Source organism: Marinilabilia salmonicolor (genome assembly GCF_003003035.1).
Classification (GTDB): domain Bacteria; phylum Bacteroidota; class Bacteroidia; order Bacteroidales; family Marinilabiliaceae; genus Marinilabilia; species Marinilabilia salmonicolor_A.
The window spans coordinates 40,164-59,815 of the sequence record NZ_PVTS01000002.1 but is presented as its reverse complement, the minus strand read 5'-3'; the positions used below and the strand labels follow the sequence as shown (position 1 = coordinate 59,815).

Sequence of the window (19,652 nt, the reverse complement as noted above, 5' to 3'; positions counted from 1 at the left end):
GTTATTGGTCTGATGGATCTCGCATGAAAGGGTTTTATACATATTCCATTGTGGAACCCTTGCCATGCTCGTTTCATTAGAGACAGATTAAAGATTACATTGCAAAAGGGGACCCTAAGATAGTAGTGCGGTCACAAAATACTATTTCATATTTTACATCCCTTTTTCCATTCTGCATCGTTAAAATTTTTCAACGTAGCTATGGCTATGCTTCAAAATTTGGCCTTGCAGAAAGAAAAAATGAAAGCAAAATATTTGAAATGCTATTTTTCGAACGCACTAATAGTGAATTGACTTTGGCCCCCTGAAAAGAAAATGGCGGATAATTATTGGGTGGTTACTGATATACTCTTACCCAATCCACCTCCATGGTTACCGGTAAATCTTCATCAATGATTTCTCCGACCCAGTTGCCACCAAGGGCCTGATCAAGGATGATGTAAAAAGGTTGATCGAATGGCCATTGTGCAGCACCTTCTTTCTCAACTTTGGGATATATAAGCGTTTTTTTGTTGTTTATCATGAAAACAATGCTGTCCGGATACCATTCCATTCCATAGGTGTTGAAATCTCCTTCTTTAAAAGATGCAGTGGTGGAATAATCGGGGTTTTGACGTTTATTCTGAATATCCACATATTCACTATGCACTGTCTGATACACGAAGTTGTCAAAATTGAGGTGTTCCATAATATCAATTTCTCCGCTATGTGGCCATCCCCCGTATTTATTTTCCGAAGGCATCATCCAAATGGCCGGCCAGGATCCTTTTCCTTTTGAAAGTTTGGCTTTTATCTCAATTCGTCCGTATTTGAAATCGAACTTTTCTTTTGTGGAGATACAGCCGGTATTGTATTTGGCGGTATCTTCAGGATTTTCTGAGAGTTTGCCTACAAGGTGCAATTTCCCGTCCCTGACAAAGGCGGTGGAGGGATCGTCAGTACAATAACATGCCCAGTCAGGAGTATTTCTTCCGGCAAAGGTCCATTTCTCCGGATCCGGAGTTCCGTCCTCGTTGAATTCATCCTGCCAGATGATTTTTCTTTTGGGTGTGTCTTCATCTTTCCCTGAGCTGCAGCTGACAGATATGGCAATCAGGAAAAACAGGTAAATCTGTAAGTGTTTCATCCGTGTAAAATTTTTCTATGATATTGGTCTAATGAGAATATTCCCGAGCATTCGGGACTGGTTTCATTGAGATGTTTTTTGTTTGCCAATTTCCTTGGCAAACGGGTAAAAAAAAGCTGCGCATCAGAGGCGTAGATGCGCAGCTTTGAGATGTCAATAAAACTAGTCTATTGCGCCCGCATTAGCCTGCATTGGCCATCCGGGATTCTGATAAATTACAGATGTTTCAGGTTTAGTAGCATCTGTAGCTGTAATGTTGAAGTGCTCGATTGCAATAGGGCTCAGGTAGTGAGCCGGAGTCCATGAATATCCGTCTTTAACTCTGTTGGACTGGTCCAGGTTGATTCGATAAGGACGCAGATAGTCACTTTCAGTGCTGCTGGAAACGTTGGGAGTTTCTCCTTCTGTTCCGGGCTCAATGAGCGTTGACGCACCTTCTTCGTCCACATACCAATTCTGCATTGGCCCCCACAATTTGAAACCTTCTACCATATATGGGTCGGTTTTCAATTGATCCAGAGCTCTCCAGCGTTTCAGATCAAAAAACCTCATTCCCTCGGCGATTAATTCGCTTCTACGCTCTCTGCGAATGTTGTAAAGAGTTGCATCTGTAAGAAGTGTTCCTGCTGAGTAAGCGGCAAGATCGTTTTCTGCTTCAAGGCTGATGTCGGTAGCTGCTACAGTTACGGTGTAATCGGGGTTCACGCCGGCACGTTCACGAATTGCTCGCCAATACTGGTCTGCCTTACTATCAATGTTACCGTTTTTCAGGTAAGAAGCCTCAATGTAGTTCAGGTAAGCTTCTGCTGCCCTAAACACGATGCTTCCGGTTTCTCCTATGTTACCTTCTTTTTGTGACTCCAGATAGGAAAGCCCTTTCTTTACGGCATACCCGGTCACGTAACGGGTTTCCTGAATATCGGTAATCACCGGGTAGCCTTCCAGAATTGGTGAACCATCAGGATTGGTGGCATCTGTAAACCTCAGATCACCGGGAGTTTTCATAAACAACTGAAGACGGTTGTCACGGTCAATTTGAGTCATGCTAATGGAATCATCTCCCTGATATCCGGAACCTGCAGCATAAATAGGCAGTCCGTTGGCCATCAGGAAATTATCCACATACCCACGGGTGTATCCGGTGTTTGCACCGTTTTGATTGATATAATGGTTTACGTTGTGTGTAATACTCTTGGAGGCATCATAGTCACGCCAAAGCAAAACTTCCTCATAACCATTTAGGTCAAAATCTCCAAACATCGTGAAATACGGGTTGTCTGAGGAGTTGTATCCGTTGTCCTTGGTGTTTGTGGTTAACGGCACTTCGTCGGCAACTGCAGCAGAAGCAGTCATTGCTTCGGTCAGGAAGAAGTCAATCTCAGCATCAATGTCAATACTGAAGTTTTCCACTTTTCCTTCTCCCGGCCATCCCGGTCCACCCGGAACATGAGCAGTTCCCCGGTGATATTTTAACCAGGTAGCTTCGTGAAGGGCAACTCTTGATTTGAAAAGCTGTGCAGCGTGTTTTGAGATGCGGTTTTTTCCACCCGGAGCATCTGTTTTTAGGAGCATGATGGCTGAATCAAGATCTGCAATGATGAATCTTGCCACTTCGTTGCGGGGCTCACGTTTAGCCGCCTCAACCAAAGGATCCATTTGGTCGGGAAGTGTGTTTCTGATGATTGGGAAATCACCAAACGTTTGAACTTTGTTGAAATATTCGTATGCTCTCAGGAAATAAATCTCACCAATGTAATGGTCAACATTTTCTTGTGAGCCACTAAGATCTCCTGCTTTCCACCTGGGAAGTACTGTTTCTAAAAAATAGTTACAGTCACGAATCTGGGTAAAATCCCAATCTCCGCCGGATTGTGGAACACGCCACTCACCGGGAACCCATCGGTTGCTGTAACCTGAGGAAGCCTGGTTGTCTGTGTGATTGTCGTTTCCAAATGTTCCGGGTCCCCATCCTCCATGGGTTGGGAAACTGTACTGTCCAACTGCATAAGCAGCAAGATCGCTTTCGGTCCACAGGTAATCTGCCGGTGTTACATCCGACAGAGGTTTTCTGTCCAGATAGTCTTCGCAGCTACTGAATGATATGACTGTCAGTAGCAAAAAGACCTGCCATAATATATTGTTATGTTTGTTCTTCATTGCCTTAGATTTTAGAAGTTAATGTTTACACCACAGGAAATCACTTTTGCCAGAGGGTAAGTTTTTCCGTCATTCCATCCGCTCAGACCAACTGTTTCAGGGTCAAAGACCTCAAACAAATCTGTGAATGTCAGTAAGTTTTCACCTGATACAAAGAATCGTGCTCTGGAAATTCCTACGCGGGAAGTTATGGTTTCAGGAAGTGTATAGCCAAATTGAAGGTTTTTTAATCTTAAATAGGATGCATCCTGAATGTAACGGGTCGTCGTATAGGTGTTTTTTGTATTTCCAAAGTATGGCTTTGGGAAATATGCATCTTTATTTACATCTGCTATACCTGCCTGGACCATAACCGAATTTTCATCACGATAGAAGTCCATGTGCTCTTCGAAGCCTGTAGCTTGCCACATATTTCCGGTTGCACCCCAGAAATAAGGGCCATTAAGCATCCAGTCACGTTTTCCTATTCCCTGAAAGAAAGCTCTCATATCAAAACCTTTATAGGATGCATTGAGGTCGATACTATACCGGTATCTGGGAGTTGAGTTACCAATGATCTTGATATCACCCGGGTCATCAGTTGTGTAAGAACCGGAATTAACTTCTCCGTCTCCGTTTACATCAGCATACATAAGGTCTCCAGCCTGCCAGTTACTTCCCATGGTACTTTGGTTAACCTGTGCGAGGTGGGCATCCATTTGTTCCTGGGTTTGCGCAAGTCCCACGGTTTCGTACCCCCAGATCTCACCTGATTTTCTTCCTTCGTACCACTGACCAATGTCATTAGTGGGGTTGGGATATTTGGTAACCTCCTGCTGGTCGTCAGATAAAACACCACGCACTGAATAGCTGAAATCTCCGATTTTGTCTTTCCAGAGCGCTTCCAATTCGAAACCATAGGATCTCATATCAGCATTGTTTATTTGGGGCACGCTTGTTCCCAGAGTTGTTGGGAGTTTGGGTGCAGGTCCTACCATGTCGAAAGTGGTACGCTCAAAATAATCGAAATTAACATTCAGACGATTGCTCAGGAAAGCAATATCGGCTCCAACGTTCCAGCTTGTAACGCGTTCCCATGTTAACAGAGAGCTTACAATGCCAGGCGCGCTGGCGGTTGTAGGTCTTTCTCCGTTGATGAGCCATGATCCGTTGTTTACGCCAACGGGCATCTGGGAGTAGAATGGATACCAGTTATTGGTGTTCTGGTTTCCGAGCTCACCATAAGAACCTCTGATTTTTAACATCTGAATCACATCATCAAATGTCCAGAAGTTTTCTTTGGCAATGTTCCAACCTGCAGAAAATGAGGGAAAAAGGTTCCACCTTTTTTCGTCCAGAAAGCGTGAACTTCCATCATACCGGGCATTAACCTCCAATAGGTAACGTTCTTTGTAGTTGTAGTTCAGGCGTCCAAAGAACCCTGCTGTTGACCAGTGTTGATACTGTCCTTCAGTAGCCTTACTGTCATCCGTGGCAGTGTTTATGGTTGGAAGACTTGGGGTAATGAGGTTGGTTCGTGAAGCACCAATGGTCCTGTACTTATTCAACTCAGAGTTGAAACCTGCCATTACCTTAAAGTTGTGTGCAGCGGCAATATCAAATTCATAGTCACTGTAGATGTTTGAGCCGAAGAAGTTGGACTTCCGGTTGTATTCATAAACGTAAGTATAGCCTGGTGCATTCCATCCAACTGCTACCGGATAGGGATTTCCCTCAACGTCATAAGCATAGGCAGGTGTTACGTCGCTGTGATTGTTGTAGTTCTGGATGTTGTAATTCCCCTCAGCATAGATGTTCCAATTCTCAACTGGAGTGATGACCAATTGTCCCTGAAGATAAAGCCAGTCGTTTTGATCACTGGTAACTCCTCCATCCCTCAGCTGTGCAATCTCACTGGGATCCGTGTAGTAGCCATTGGGATCCGTTACCGGTACGGTAGGCCAGCGGCGCGCAATGTTGTGATAGAAAAGACCAGTCATGTGAGTTGCCTTCTGATAATCAGTGCGTACGAATTTTGTGCTGGTGTTAAGCTTCACATGCTCAGAGAGGTCAGCATTTAATTTTGCTGTTAAAGTGTATCTCTGCAGGTCATCATTGGTGTGACGACCCAATCCTTCCTGATCCATATATCCGGCTGATGTATAATAGCGAGAATTTTTATTACCTCCACTTACGCTTACGTTGTGATCTTGCGCGAAGGCAGCATCCTTATATTGTTCCTTGAACCAGTCTGTGTTACCATTTGACCCTGTGTAATACTGGTATCTGTCTCCTGTGTTGGTTGGAACAGTTCCATAGTCAATTTCCCCGTTTTGGTATTGGACGATCCGCTCCAGTACCTCTTCAGAAAATTTAGGGCCCTGGCCTGCGTTTGCTGCTGCCTCGTTATAGTATAAGGCAAAAGTGTGAGAGTCCATCATGGACGGCAGGTTCAGCGGTGAAGTCCAGCGGAAGTTGTTGTTGTAATTTACCTTTGTGTCTCCGGCTACTCCTTCTTTGGTTGTAATCATAATTACTCCGAAGGCTGCTCTCGAACCATAAATAGAGGAGGCTGCGGCATCTTTAAGGACTGTGATATCGGAAATATCGTTTGGATTTATGGAATTGAGGTCCCCCTCTACGCCGTCAATGAGAACAAGCGGACTTCCTGATGAACCTGAACCAATAGTACCGGCACCACGAATGTTAATGCTCATGGATTGGTTTAGCTCACCTCCCATGCCTGAAACAGACATGTTTAGTCCGGGGATAACTCCCTGAAGTGCTTCGCCCACATTCTTTACAGGCCGTGACTCCAAAGATTCCGAATCAATAGATGATACCGACCCTGTTAGGTTGGCTTTCTTTTGACTACCGAATCCTACCACAACAACTTCATCCAATCCGAGGCTTTCCTCCATGAGCGTTACGTTGAGGCTTGACTGGTTTCCAATAAGGATTTCCTGTGTTTTCATCCCAATGAATGATAAAACCAGAACATCCTCGGAAGTTACCCCCGGAAGGGTAAAGTTTCCATCAATATCGGTAATGGTACCTTTAGTTGTTCCTTTTAGAACGACTGATACGCCGGGTATTGGTTCTCCCTGCTCATCAATAATAGTACCTGTGATGGTTTTTTCTGTTGACTGAAGAATCTGATTCTCTTTCGGTGTGGTTGACATTTCTGCTTTTATTCCCTGGGAAAAAAGCATGATGAAGGCCAGCAATAAACCTGGTCTCCAAATTAAACCTTCATTCCACCTTTTTGTAAGTGGAGTGAAATTTGATAATCGTCTTTTTTTCATAAAACTGAGCGTTTAATTAAAATTGAACTTCTGTATGTCATCTCTTTTTGACTTAATTATAAAATGCATGTGTGAATTATGTACGACAAAATCAACTGTTTCTTTAAAGTGAGTTTAGGAAAGACAAATGTGTTGTTTTGTTAGATTGCTGTTTGATTCAGGGATCAATTATTCTGAAAACACTTTGTTTTATTGATTTAAACGCTGGATTTAGGTCCGTGGACTTCATTGAAGTTCTTGCTAAATCATTAAGATCTTTCACAAAGATATTGCAAGAAGAATTAGTAAATTTTCACAATTCTATAAAATGTTTTTAAAATCGTCCAATAATCTCTTTTATAGGGTTTTTGTGAAGCTATATTGGTGTTTTTTTGGACAATTTTGTAAAAAACAGAGTTGAGGCATTAGGGGTTTTTCAGAAATCGTCCAGAAGATTTGGCGTTTTTTGTTTTTTATGGTTAAAATTGTTTCGTTGAGTATGGATATTTCGTATGGTTTAATTTTTTTATAATAAAAACGAGCTATTATATTTCTGGGTTTTTTTATAATGTAGATTTCGCAGTAGGATTTTAAAGAATTTTGCTTTTTTATCTGATGCTATGGAATTTCGTTTATGGATTATCGTTAGTAGAAAAAACGAAATAGAATTTTCCATTTTTAGCTTTCGGTAAAAAAAAGATTGCTTCACTTGGCTTTCAATAATTGAGCGAAGTGAAGCAATCTTTATTAAGAATGAGTTTTCCCGGTTACGAGAAGCATTCTTTATCAATAATCCAATAACAGGTGCTTTCAGGAGATTTCCAACTCTTTCCAAACCTGATACAGCCCTCGTGGTACATGGAAGCACCCTTTCCATTTGCCCCCTTTCAGGCTGAGCGATACCTCGCCGCGACGGTTTAAGTAGCCAAACCACTCCGGGTGTTGGGTATCTTTGAAGTGCGCCCAGGTATATTCGTGCACTTTTTCGAACCATTCGAGACTTTCCTGCGAGCCGGTGAGCCGGTAACTTTTAAGGGTTGAAATCAGCGTTTCCAGATGTACCCACCAAAGTTTCTGATCCCATTCCAGTTGTTGAGGCGGGTGGTTTTTAGCATCCATAAAATAAAAGATACCGCCATGTTCCTGATCCCACCCATGTTCAAGGGTTTGGAGAGTGATTTGCGATGCTTTGGTGATGATATCTTTTTTATTCATCCGTTCGGCCAGGTCCATAATGAACCACATGGCTTCGATGGCGTGTCCCGGATTAAGAAGTCTGCCGTCAAAGGTGTCGGAAAAACTGCCGTCGGCGTTTACATTTTCCACGATAAGTCCCAGTTCCGGACGATAAAATACATTCATTACCTCGTCAATGAGTTTTTCGGCTGACTGCTCCACAAACTCTTTCCCCAGAATGTGTTCCATTTCCAGGTTGAGATTACACATAATCATGGGAAGCGCGAAGTTTTTGAGGTTGCGAGTACCCGGAACGGCCTTATTGTACCGTCCTTTGGGATTGATCTGGCGTTCTAATATCCGGTCGTAGGTGGCTTTGGCGATGTGTGTATATTCGTCGCTGCCAGTTGCCAGTCCCAGTTGGGCAAATGCCATGGCAGCAAATGTGTATGAGAAAATATTGTAGGGCTGAATCAGTGGCTTTCCCTCTTTTGTGAGACTGAAATACCAGTTGTAGTTCCCGTCGTGACCATACAATTTCAGGAACTCACCTCCCTGCCTGGCACACTCCAGCCATTCCGGTTTTTGCTCCACTCTGTTGTAAAGCATTGAGAACAGCCAGACCTCGCGTGCCTGAAGCCAAATGAATTTATCGGTATCATAAACATTGCCTTCTCTGTCGAGACAGGTGAAATAACCACCGAACTCCTGATCCTGGGATTTGTTGAGCCAAAAGGGAACTACATTATCCAGTAGTTCATTTTTATATTGAGTGCTTAAGTTTTTAAAGTCCATAGGTGTTATTTTTTTCCAATAAGAGAACGATAGGTCAGACGGTTAATATCCTTTTTGTTGGGCAATACCAGACTTACCAGTAATGCAATTCCAAGACTGGAGATAAGTCCGATGGCCCCGTAAAGCAGGAATGATACATCGGTCATTTGTTTGATCATCAGTGTAATGATCAGACCCCCGATAAGTCCGCTTAATGCTGCTTGTGGAGAAATACGTTTTGAGAAGATTCCCATCAGGAAAAGAGCTCCGATGCCACTGGTCAGAAGACCCAGGAAAGTGTTGAACTGGTCCCACAGGGATTCAATGCTCCAGGTGGCCAGAACCAGTGCCATACCAATTCCGAGTATTCCTATGACGATGCTGGAAATGCGTGCCACCATCATGCTTCTTTTCTGGGAGGCTTTTTTGACAATGGAGATGTAAAAATCAGAGGTGAATACCGATGCTACCGAATTGATGTTGGACGATAAGGTGGACATGGCCGCAGCAAAGATGGCCGAAATCAGCAATCCTGCAACCCCGGCAGGCAGTTCACCTACGATAAACTGAGGAAAAACTGAATCGATGTTGGGATTGGTGGCTGCCAAGCGTTCGGGATTGGAATAGTAAAAGGCAAAAAGGCCGGTTCCAAGCAGGAAAAAAGTTATTGAAACGGGAATGCTGATGATTCCGTTGAGCCAGATACTTCTTCCGGTTTCCTTTTCGTCTTTGGTAGTCATGTATCTTTGTACTACCGACTGGTCACTGGTATAGAGGATGAGCGTATTTGCAATGCCGCCCAGTAATACAACCCAGAAAACAGGTTTCGAAAGATCCATGCTGAAATCGAAGATGCGTAACTTTTCATGGCTGATGACGATTTCCGTGAAACCTGAAAACCCGCCTTCAATACCCGTGAGCATGAAAATGAAGGCCACGATTCCGCCTCCCATCAAAATGATACCCTGAATGACATCTCCCCAAACCACTGCTTCAATTCCTCCGGAGGTGCAATAAATAATGGTAACCACCCCCATCAGGATAATGGAAAGATAAATGTCGAACCCGGTAACTGCGTTTAGTGCCAGTGACGGCAGGTAAAGTACCACCGCAATTCGGGTGATCATGAACAGGATAAAGAGGGCCGATGCCAGCCATTTGATGGTGCTGTTGAATCTCAGCTCCAGATACTGATAAGCCGTTGAAAGATTGAACCGCCTGAAAAAGGGCAAAAAATACCGAATGACAAACGGAGCAATCAGAATGATGCAGAGCTGAAAAACCAGCATGTGCCAATCGGTAGCGTAAGTCTTGGCCGGGATAGATATGAAAGTGATGGCACTAAGTGTGGTGGCAAAAATGCTGATGCCTGCTGCCCACCAGGGAATTCTGCCCCCTGCCTTGAAGTAATCATCCACATCACCATCTTTTTTCACAAAGTAAAAGCCCAGGTAGAGCATTCCGGCAAAGTAAAGCCCCAATACCAGATAGTTGAGCCAGCCGAACTGAGGACTGGTGGATACAGTGAGTGCTTTTATCTGTGAGGTGCGAGTGCCCGGACTTACCTCTCCCATGGGAATAAGGTATTTATTGTTCCAGGGAATCATTTTGGCCATTACGGGGGCTTTTCCTTCCCATTGAGCAGTTGAGAACCATTTGTCGGTGATGGTATTATAGACCAGAATCTGATTGTTGAATCCGGGATGGTTCATCCATAAACTGTCGCGTTTAGCAGCTGCTTCCGGGTTTTCTGCCATTTGGTTGATGGCTTTTTCGATTTTGTTGTACTGGGTGCCCGGATCTCCTCCAACAACAATGATATGTGATGCTCCTGATGGAGCACCTGCAGCTACGGCCAGTGTCAGTGGTTGGCTTGCATCCTCTGTCCGGATGGCTCCTTTAACTGTCCATTTATTGTGCGTGGGGGAGTAACTCCATACTTTTGTTTTGAAAGTGGTGACAGAGTCCTCAGGTTTTTTGACACGGCCACCGATGGCAAACAGTGCCGTTTCCTTTCCGTTACTTTGAGCTTCCAGAATCATTCCGGTTCGGGCCTCGGGCATATCAGCCATTTGTTGCCAACCACTTTCCGGAGAAATCATGTTCAAGGACCACATTTTAGAAGAAGGGCCTTCCGGCGATTCCCCTCCGGCAAGATAAACTGTCGTTCCGATGGCGGTCATGCTGTGTCCTTTTACCGGAACAGGAAGAGGAGGGAGGGGCGTGAGATTGACCTCATCGCCGGTAATGGAAAGGATAAAGGCATCGTCGTTAATTCCTTCAGGACCTGTTCCTCCTGTGCAAACCAATCCTTCAGCCGTTGATGCCGAAGCTCCGTCAGTCAGCTTTGCGGGTAGTTTTTTTGAACTTAATTGCCATTTTGCTCCTGTATCAGACAAGGAACCGATTATGATATCATCAAAAACCTGCTTTTCTCCACCTTCCCAGGGCTTGCCGGAAGCAAAATTGCTGCCTCCTGCAATAATAAGGTGATTGTTGTGAATCCCCCCGAAATAGCCTGACAGCCCATCCCGGAGCTTGTCATTTTCGGAAATATCCAGGGTTGCAAAATCTTCCTGATTGGTGATATTTACATTTTGTGACAATGCCGGGAAAAGTCCCAGCAAAAGTCCCAAAAGAATTAAAAACGATCCTTTTTTTAACATTGTCCTGTTTTTTATTCAAATATTGCTGTCAGAGAAATTATTACTGACTTCCGAGCCTGGAAAATAATTCATTCATTCCGAGCGTCTCTATATCTTTACTGAAATTTTTAAAATCGGTTTCATTCATTACCGACACGGGCTGACGAAAATGGCCGCAGTCCAGGCCGATGTATTTCATGAATGCTTTGCCGGTGCCGATGCCACCATATTTGCCCAGCAGTCCGATCATATCGATGGATTGTTGTTGCAACTTTCGTGCGCTCTTCAGGTCTCCTTCATTGAACGCTTTGATGAGGTCATAATACAGCGGAGCTGCATAGTTGTAAGTACTGCCAACGCCTCCTTCGGCACCGAGAGCCAGTGCGGCGAGCAGATTCTCGTCCCGGCCCCACAGCATGTCGTAGTAGCCGTCTTTGTAATTTAAGCAACTGAGAAAATCCATGAAATCTTCGTGGGTATATTTAATTCCTGCAAAGTTGGGAACTTTTTCATCCATTTCTTTCAGAAGATTTGTCATAGGGAAGTTAACTCCTGAAAGCACAGGTATATGATAAAAATATACCGGCATTTCGGGAACTGCAGCAGCAATGGCGGCAATAAAATCTGCCAGATGTCCAACGGTTGGCGGCTTAAAGTAGAAAGGGGCCAGCACAGCAATTGCATCTGTTTTGTTTTCTTGTGAATACTTTGCCAACTCAATGCAATCGGTCAGCGAAGTGCCACCCACCAGATTGATGATGCGTACACCCGGGCTTTCAGCGGCTTTTTTACACCATACGCGGGTGACCTCTTTTTTCTCTTCCATGGACATGGAAACTCCCTCGCCGGTACTTCCGTTGATGAAAGCTCCGGAGATATTATTTTCTAATAGCAGATTGTAATAATCGTCTATTTTGTCAAGGTTGAGCTCACCGTTTTCGTGCATTGGGGTAAATGGTGCTGCTACCAGCCCTTTAAATTTTTCCAGTTTCATATTTTTTGTTTTATATTTTTTGATTTTCAAATTTCTTAATGATTGCTGTCCTGAGGCACTTCAACCTGGAATGTCGAAACAGCAATGCCATGCTCATTGGCAATGTTTCCATTGGAATAAGGCCTCCATCCGTATCTGATCTGTTTTATTTCTCGTTTCGGGTCGGAGATGATGATATTGTTGTCTTTCAGACTTCCATCCACCGGTTTGAAAATGCCATCCTTGCCGGCGACTTCTAATTCCCTGATTGGTTCAGAATCTTTTGTTTGAAGCTGGTCGGAATGGGAGATCTTTATTTCAATATTGTTTTGCAGTCTCCTTACCGATTGGATAGGATTGTTCCCTGTGTGAATATGGTTCAGACCATATATCTGATTCAAGGCTGTCAGTGCCATTCTTTTTCCTACAGGGTATTTGTTCACCGGGTGCACATCGGTCTCATTTCCGTAGTCACTGGTTACTACCATCCAGGTATAAGGGATTTCTTCAGCAAGTCGTCGTTGACTGTCCCTGAAATGTGGCCAGCTGGGGCGGTTGAGAGATGAGAGCTGGGCAAAGATGAACGGCAGGCTTGGTTTATCCCAGGCCTTTCGCCACGATTTCACCATAGTGGGAAACAGAATTTCATGCAGTTCGATGTTGTGTGCATTGGATTCACCCTGATACCAAAGAACTCCTTTGATGGGATAGCCGCTGATTTTACTGATTCCGGCTTCAAACAGATAAGCCGGATGATAGGGATGTCGTTGCAGATTATGATTGGATTGACTGACGTTTTTTTGTGCCCGTTCGCGACACCATTGCATTACATGGTCATTGGTGTTCCAGGAATAGAGATAATTTTCCAGTCGGGGATGGAATTCCATCGTTTTCCGGTCGATGAAAGATTCCGTGGGAGCGCCTCCTACAGCTACCTGGATGAGACCGACAGGCACATTTAATTCTGTCTGAAGGGTTTGGCCAAAGTACCAGCCGATGGCCGAAAAATCTGCAACCGATGCTTCAGTTGCAGGCTCCCATTTTCCTGAGAGGTATTTCAGATTGTTTACCTGGCTGAGTGTCGTTGAATCCCATGCAGTATTGTTTGTTTCTGCGATGGTATGAAAATTCATAAGTCGTATTTGAGCGGAAGAGGCATCTGAAATGGCTTCTTGTCCTTTTGTCGATTGTTTTACCTTGAATGCCATATTGGACTGGCCGCTGCAAAGCCATACTTCGCCAATCATGATATCTTTGAAAGTGATATTTCCGGATTCGGCATCTATTCTTAATTTATAGGGACCACCGGCCGGCATTGCCTTGAAGTTCACTTTCCATTTTCCATCATACCCTGCCCGGGTAGTAATTTTTTGATTATTAAGCTTTAGTTCTATTTTTTCATTTCTGTTGGCAATTCCCCACACCGGGATTAATGTGTCCCGCTGTATGACCATATGATCTCCAAAAACAGAAGCAACTCTGACTCCTCCAAAGTTTCCGGTGATGTGTTGAAAAGCAATTTGTGCCACTATAGTGGCGCCTTCCTTTACGGGATGTAGAGCATCCGGGAACAAGTCCGGACGTACGTGGAGGGGAGTGTGCCAGTCAATCAACCTGGCATTACAGTTTTCTGCAATCTGTCCGATGGTTTCCTGAATTTGCCAAAACCAATCACGTGTTCCGGACATGAAACGGGGATGGGAATGAAAAATAGGGGTCATTCGTCCAATCCATATTTCCGGTTTCGAACCGTCTGCTTTTTTGAAACTGTCGATCAGGGCCATGTAATCGGCAATAAAGTCATCACGGTAGTTGGGCCAGTTGCGTGGATCGGTATCGTTGAGTCCCAGGGAAACAATGATGATATCCGGCTGAAAAGCCACTGCTTGTTTAAATTCTTCCTGTTCCATATATGGGCGATGCCCTTTACGCAGAAGTGTGGCTCCGCTTTTCCCGAAGTTTCCCACAAGATACTCGTCACCCAGAAGTTCCTGTAACTGCGAAGGGTAACAGTTCTCTTCCCGGTTGTCAATTTTGTAGCCAAAAGTCACACTGTTGCCAATGCAGGCTACCCGGTTTTTTTGGCTAAAACCAGGGAGAGACACCGCCGCCAGGAGCAATAGGATCAATAGATTTCTTACTCTGGCTGGGCTTGTTACACAGGTATTTTGTTTCTTTGTTTTCATGCTTCAGGCCTATTTCTTTTTTTTGTCAGGTGAATAAATGATTCCGTCCAATGCTTTTTTCCCATCAAGGGTTACAATGACCGCATTGAACATCCATTTTACCAGTCGAACCTCTTCGGAAGTAAATTCCCCCACAGGCATTTTCAACAACAGTTTGTTCCATCCTTTTTTCAACGAAATCGGAATGGGATTCTTTCCTTCCCAATTTTCGTTGCGAAGAGATATTTCAGATGTTCTTTCTTTGTGTTGATTCTCCCAATGGGGCGGGCCTATCTCGTTGTCGTTCAGCCAGGCCCGGCTTTCTTTGTAATCCCACTTTCCTTGTGGAGGCGGTATGTCTTTTTCGGACCGGCTGTAGTTCTGGAAACGCAGATGCAGCCCTGCTTCCTGATTTTTGGGCGAGTAAATCCACGTATAGGCATAGGCGGTATGATTGGGTTTGGGGTTTTCATAAAAGGAAGGAACCAGGGTTCCCCATACATGCCTCAGGTAAATACCGGCACCTGTAGCTTCGGTGGTTTCAAAAATGTCATCTTTCCACCGGTATTCTTTTTTGATTTTCTTTTCGGGAGGGAATTTCTTTGACAAATCGCCTTCGTTGGGGAATTGGTCTGTGATCCGCCATTTCACATTGGATTGCTTAACGTAAGCGAAAGGCTCGCATGCAAACACCTTTTCCTTGAAATGAAGCATCCGGGCTTCAAAGTTGCTGAAAGAGGGATAATCTTTTTTCTCATCAGGTTTTATTAAGGTGCCCTGTTCGTAAAAATACTTATCTCGTCCGCCATGCCAGGTTGATTCTGCCAGCGTCAGCATTGAAGGATAAAATCCGTTTTGAGAGAGGATGTCTTCGGTTGATTCCACATGTCGGTCGTTCCACAAAGCGATTATGGAACCAGCCACGTCAGGGGTTCCTTCACGCACACCTGCAACATTGCTGTTGTAAAGAGCCACGATGTCAGCAAACGAGTCGAAATGGTTGATGTAGTGCAGTCGTGAATCAATAGCGGGAGTGCCGGGTAGCAGTTTTCCCCGTGAGCTCCACATATGAATCATGTCAATCTCGTCAGACTGGTAATCCCATCCCGGATTCCAGCTGATTGCTTTCATTCCTTTGTTTCGGATGTAGCTAACCATTTCCGGTACAAAATAGAGATTGGTAAAGTGAACCTCGTCGGTGCCGATGTGAAGGTATGGTACATCTGCAAATACTTCGCAGATTTCATCCATCAGCATCTTGAGTTTCTCCATCCCTTCTTCAGATTGCATATCGTGTCCAATGGCCCGTGTAAAGGCAGCACTGTGTCCGGGCATGTCAATTTCGGGAATGAGTAGCACCTGATGTTTTTTTGCAAACTGAACCAGTTCTTTGGCTTGCTCAATGGTGTAGAATTTCCCCGGGAGGCGCTCGAAATTGGCGCTTTCGGTAAGCTCGGGGAAAACTTTACTCTCCAGTCGCCAGCCGATATCTTCGGTAAGATGCCAGTGAAATACATTAATCTTGAAGCGGGCCAGCAGTTCAATCTGTTTTTTGAGTTCATCGAAAGGAATAAAACCCCGGCCGGTGTCGTGCATAAAACCTCTTATGCGAAATGCAGGCCAGTCGGTGATTGAGCACTCACGGATAACAGGTGTCTGAGAGTCTGCAACAATTAGTTGCCGAAGCGTTTGTATGGCCCGGTAAACGCCCAAATCAGTGATTGCTTCAATGTTTATTTTGTTGTTTCTGATGTTGAGGCGATAGGCCTCGTCCTTGTTCACAGAGGCTTCCTCAATGTCACCAACCTTGTTGACAAGGATGGTGACAGGAGAAGAATTGTTTTGCTTCAGTCCAATGGCATTGAGCCACTGTTTAACAGCTCCTTCTTCATCCTCTCCGGAAATTGAACCGAAGGATGCCGGACAGTATCCGGAATGCCAATTCACCTTTTGTGGCATAGGTAGGAGATATGGCACATTCTCTTTCTGAGCTGTGGCGGAAATGAAAAATCCTAATGCAAGGAGTAAGGTGAAACCCCATTTGATGTGAGCTGCATTTAACATTGGATACCGAAGTTTTATTATTATAGAGTTCAATCCTTTAATGGGAACCTATTGCTTTAATATTTCAGCAACAGGAATCTTCTGAAAATAGAGGTTTTTAACCCCTTCATATAAAATACCCACATGTTGGTCGTCCACCATGGTCATGCAGGAATAGCCAAAGCCGGGAGCTTCGTTAAGCAGAACGTGGTATTCTTCAGGCCATGAGTTTCCCTGATCAAGACTGGCTTTGATGGTCATATCCACGCGCTGGTGTTTGCTGGCAGGATTGGAGAAGAAGAGTACGTTTTTATTGGTTCCTTCCACTGCCACATTACCGGAAATAAGGCTGGCCATACAGTTGGGTTCAATGAGTGCCGAATTTGAAGTCGGATGCTCTTCCCAGGTTTGCCCCAGATCCTTGGTGACAGCCACTGCGCGTCCGTTGGTTTCGTCTTTTACTTTTCTGTTTCGGTCGTCCCGCATGTTCAGCATCAGGGAACCATCACTCAGTTCCACTACCTGTGCTTCTGTAGTGTTGGTTTTTGCACCCGTTCCAATTGTCCAGGTTTCTCCTGCATCGTTGCTGTAGATGATGGTTGAATGCGGTGTGAACTGGCCCCCGTCAATGGCTTTTTCTCCAATGTCAGCTTTAAACTGGGCAGGGAAAACGAGGGTGCCGTCGCTCATGCAAATACCTTTTCCGGGTCCTTGCAATAGAAGTTGCCAGTCCGGATTTTTGATTTGTTTGGTGATGTTGATGGGATCTGACCATGTTTTGCCATCATCGGTGCTCTTTACCAGTAAGAATTGTCCGGTTTGAGATGGCTCCATGCCGGGTTGTGAAGCCCACCAGGTCATTTGATCACGGTCGAAACCATGCATCCACAATGCGGCCACCCAGATGGTATGAGTGTTTGGATCGTAAAGAACCGAAGGATCTCCCACTCCATTTAGATATTCGGGTTTTCCTCCCCATTCACCCAAATCCATGATGACCTGCATAGGCTCCCATGTCTCACCTCCATCGGTACTGCGGCTCATACCCACATCAATGTGTTCCTGGAGGTCTTTGCTTCGCGTATATCTGTTGTCGTAAACTGCGATGAGAGTCCCCTCCTTCGTTGTGACCATGCCGGGAATTCGGTAAGTATCACAGTTGTCTTGCCCCGCCGCGCGAACCTCAATGGCAGGACGAAAAGTTTGCTCAATGCGTTTTTTGAAGATGTCTTTGTCTTCGAAAGTTAATTTTATCTCTTCCAGTTTAACTGAAGAGGAGATGCTCATTGTTTTTGATGCCGTAAGGTTTAAGAATAATGCAGTTGTGTCATTAACCGCAAGGTCAGTGAGGGAAAACCGCACTGCATCGGTGCTGAATTTTGTTTCTGTGGAAATTTTTTGAGTTGAGTTTGATGCAGGACTTTTTGTTGACAATGACGCCTCCATAAAAACATCGGACAGTTCTTTGTCAAAAATAAATTCCACCTCAGTAATTTCTTTGTTGCCCTCTTCGCCCGGCATTAAAAGGATACTTACGAGTCCTTCCGTATTTTTTTCTTTTACCAGAGGAACCGTTCGGGTTTCAGTTACTATGTTAGAAATCCCGGAGGGGATCGTGTCATAATTTTCTTCTGAATGACACCCGCTTAGGATGGGGATCAAAAGAGTGGCAGCGATAATTTTTTTGATCATGATATTGTTTTTGTTTCTATTGACAGGGAAAAATTTAACTAAAAAGATAAATTTCGAATATGAGCAATACAGGTAAGCCTCTAAAAAAGGCTTACCTGTATTTAGTTTATTTTAAATTATTGAGATGTCTATTGCTCGTATCCATCTGTTTGTTCCAGTTCAGAGTCATTGGAAAGCATATCCTGTGATATGGGGTAATAAATCTTATATGCTTCCGATTCATCCAATGTGGCCACTTCATCGAAAACAATGCCATCTCCGGCGCGAACCAAATCCCACCATCTTTTTCCCTCACCGATGAACTCTTTGTAACGCTCATCGAGGATGGCTGTTTTGTTTTCGCTTTGTGTTCCGCTTACAAAACCATGAATGTTGGCATCATAGTTTTCTCCATAAGCTCTCTGCCTGATCTGGTTGATTTCACTGGTAGGGTCTTCTCCCAGATTATTTTTGGCTTCGGCCAAAAGAAGAACTACGTCGGCATAACGATATAGAGGTACGTTGTTGTAGCTCCAGCGCGTTCCGTCATCTCCAATAATTCCAAGGAATTTTTTCAGGATGGATCCTACATAATTGGGGTTATCTGCCTGGAAAGGAATGTGGGCTTCTCCATCATTGTAAACCCGGATGAAAGTCTCGCGTCTTTGATCAAGAGGATCTTCCAGCATCAGGAGTGTTTTGTCTGACGGGCCATATCGGCTCAGACCGTTGACTACATATCCTTCCATTGAGTTTCCTTCTTCATCAAACAATTCCGCGATATCCACAGCCCTTGTTGTGAAATAGGTGCCATAAAAGTTGCTTGCCTGGTCTTGCTGATAGTCAAAGGCGAAGATGAATTCATCGTTGAATTCGTTTTCCTGCCCCCAAAGGCTTGAATAATCAACCAGGGTAAATCCATTGATTTGTTCCAATGCATTTATTGCTTCAGTGAAGTCGGAATCACCCCCTCCTAAAACTTTTCCTGACCACAAATAAACATCTCCTTTGAGAGCGAGAGTGGCCGGTTTTGACCAATAGAGATTTTGGGCATCCCAAAGACTGTTATCGTTTCCGAAATATTCAAGAGATTTGGCGATGTCGTTTTTTATTTGAGTCATAACCTCCTCTTTTGAGGCTCTTGATTTCTTCAGCACCTCAAGGTTTACTTCCAAAAGAGGTTCTGTGGAGATGGGTACTTCTCCCCATGCTTTGAGCATGGTATAATAGACGTAGGCACGTAATCCGTAAATCTGACCCAGCATATGCTGTTTGTCCTCTTCGTACTGGAACGGGACATCTGGTGCATTCTTAATAAAATCATTAAGGTAATGCACCAGTCCGTAAAAGTTGGCCCAGTTGCCAAAAGGTACAATGGTAGAACTAATGTTGTTCTCAATGAGGTCAATGTCATTGGGGGCATTTGCAAAAGTTTTTCCACCCCATACATCTGCCCTTACGCCTCCCATTCGCCAGAGGGTAAAATTGTAATTTCGAAATGAAGCATAAATTCCTGTGTGAGCAGCGCGGGCTGCTTCTTCAGTTTCCCAAAACCCATTGAAGGTTAAGTCACTTTCAGGCTGCATGTCCGGTTCGCAAGAACTAACCAGCATTGCTGCCATTAATATTAATATATAATTAAGTATTTTCATCGCTAAT

The 19,652-nt window shown here is 44.3% G+C and carries 10 protein-coding genes; all 10 read right to left on the bottom strand.

The window, feature by feature from the left end:
- Positions 1-337: 337 nt before the first annotated feature.
- Positions 338-1,126: a glycoside hydrolase family 16 protein gene (locus tag BY457_RS01915; RefSeq protein WP_106151651.1), complete on the bottom strand. Its 789-nt coding sequence runs from the start codon at positions 1,124-1,126 to the stop codon at positions 338-340.
- Positions 1,127-1,288: 162 nt separating this feature from the next.
- Positions 1,289-3,283, bottom strand: a complete 1,995-nt coding sequence (locus tag BY457_RS01910; protein WP_106151650.1) for a RagB/SusD family nutrient uptake outer membrane protein — start codon at positions 3,281-3,283, stop codon at positions 1,289-1,291.
- A gap of 11 nt (positions 3,284-3,294) precedes the next feature.
- Positions 3,295-6,567, bottom strand: coding sequence for a SusC/RagA family TonB-linked outer membrane protein (locus BY457_RS01905; protein ID WP_106151649.1), 3,273 nt, complete (start codon positions 6,565-6,567; stop codon positions 3,295-3,297).
- Positions 6,568-7,356: 789 nt separating this feature from the next.
- Entirely contained in the window at positions 7,357-8,517 is a 1,161-nt protein-coding gene (locus BY457_RS01900) for an AGE family epimerase/isomerase (protein WP_106151648.1), read from the bottom strand.
- A 5-nt stretch (positions 8,518-8,522) separates the two neighbouring features.
- Positions 8,523-11,162, bottom strand: a complete 2,640-nt coding sequence (locus tag BY457_RS01895; RefSeq protein WP_106151647.1) for a sodium:solute symporter family transporter — start codon at positions 11,160-11,162, stop codon at positions 8,523-8,525.
- 40 nt (positions 11,163-11,202) lie between these two features.
- Positions 11,203-12,135, bottom strand: coding sequence for a dihydrodipicolinate synthase family protein (locus tag BY457_RS01890; protein WP_106151646.1), 933 nt, complete (start codon positions 12,133-12,135; stop codon positions 11,203-11,205).
- A 35-nt stretch (positions 12,136-12,170) separates the two neighbouring features.
- Positions 12,171-14,300 (bottom strand): GDSL-type esterase/lipase family protein, encoded by a 2,130-nt coding sequence (locus BY457_RS01885; protein WP_106151645.1) that lies wholly within the window; start codon positions 14,298-14,300, stop codon positions 12,171-12,173.
- A gap of 9 nt (positions 14,301-14,309) precedes the next feature.
- Complete coding sequence (locus tag BY457_RS01880; protein WP_106151644.1) at positions 14,310-16,343, bottom strand: family 20 glycosylhydrolase; 2,034 nt, start codon at positions 16,341-16,343, stop codon at positions 14,310-14,312.
- A gap of 48 nt (positions 16,344-16,391) precedes the next feature.
- Positions 16,392-18,014, bottom strand: a complete 1,623-nt coding sequence (locus BY457_RS01875; protein WP_106151643.1) for a sialidase family protein — start codon at positions 18,012-18,014, stop codon at positions 16,392-16,394.
- 128 nt (positions 18,015-18,142) lie between these two features.
- Positions 18,143-19,645, bottom strand: a complete 1,503-nt coding sequence (locus BY457_RS01870) for a RagB/SusD family nutrient uptake outer membrane protein (protein WP_219885123.1) — start codon at positions 19,643-19,645, stop codon at positions 18,143-18,145.
- Positions 19,646-19,652: the final 7 nt, after the last annotated feature.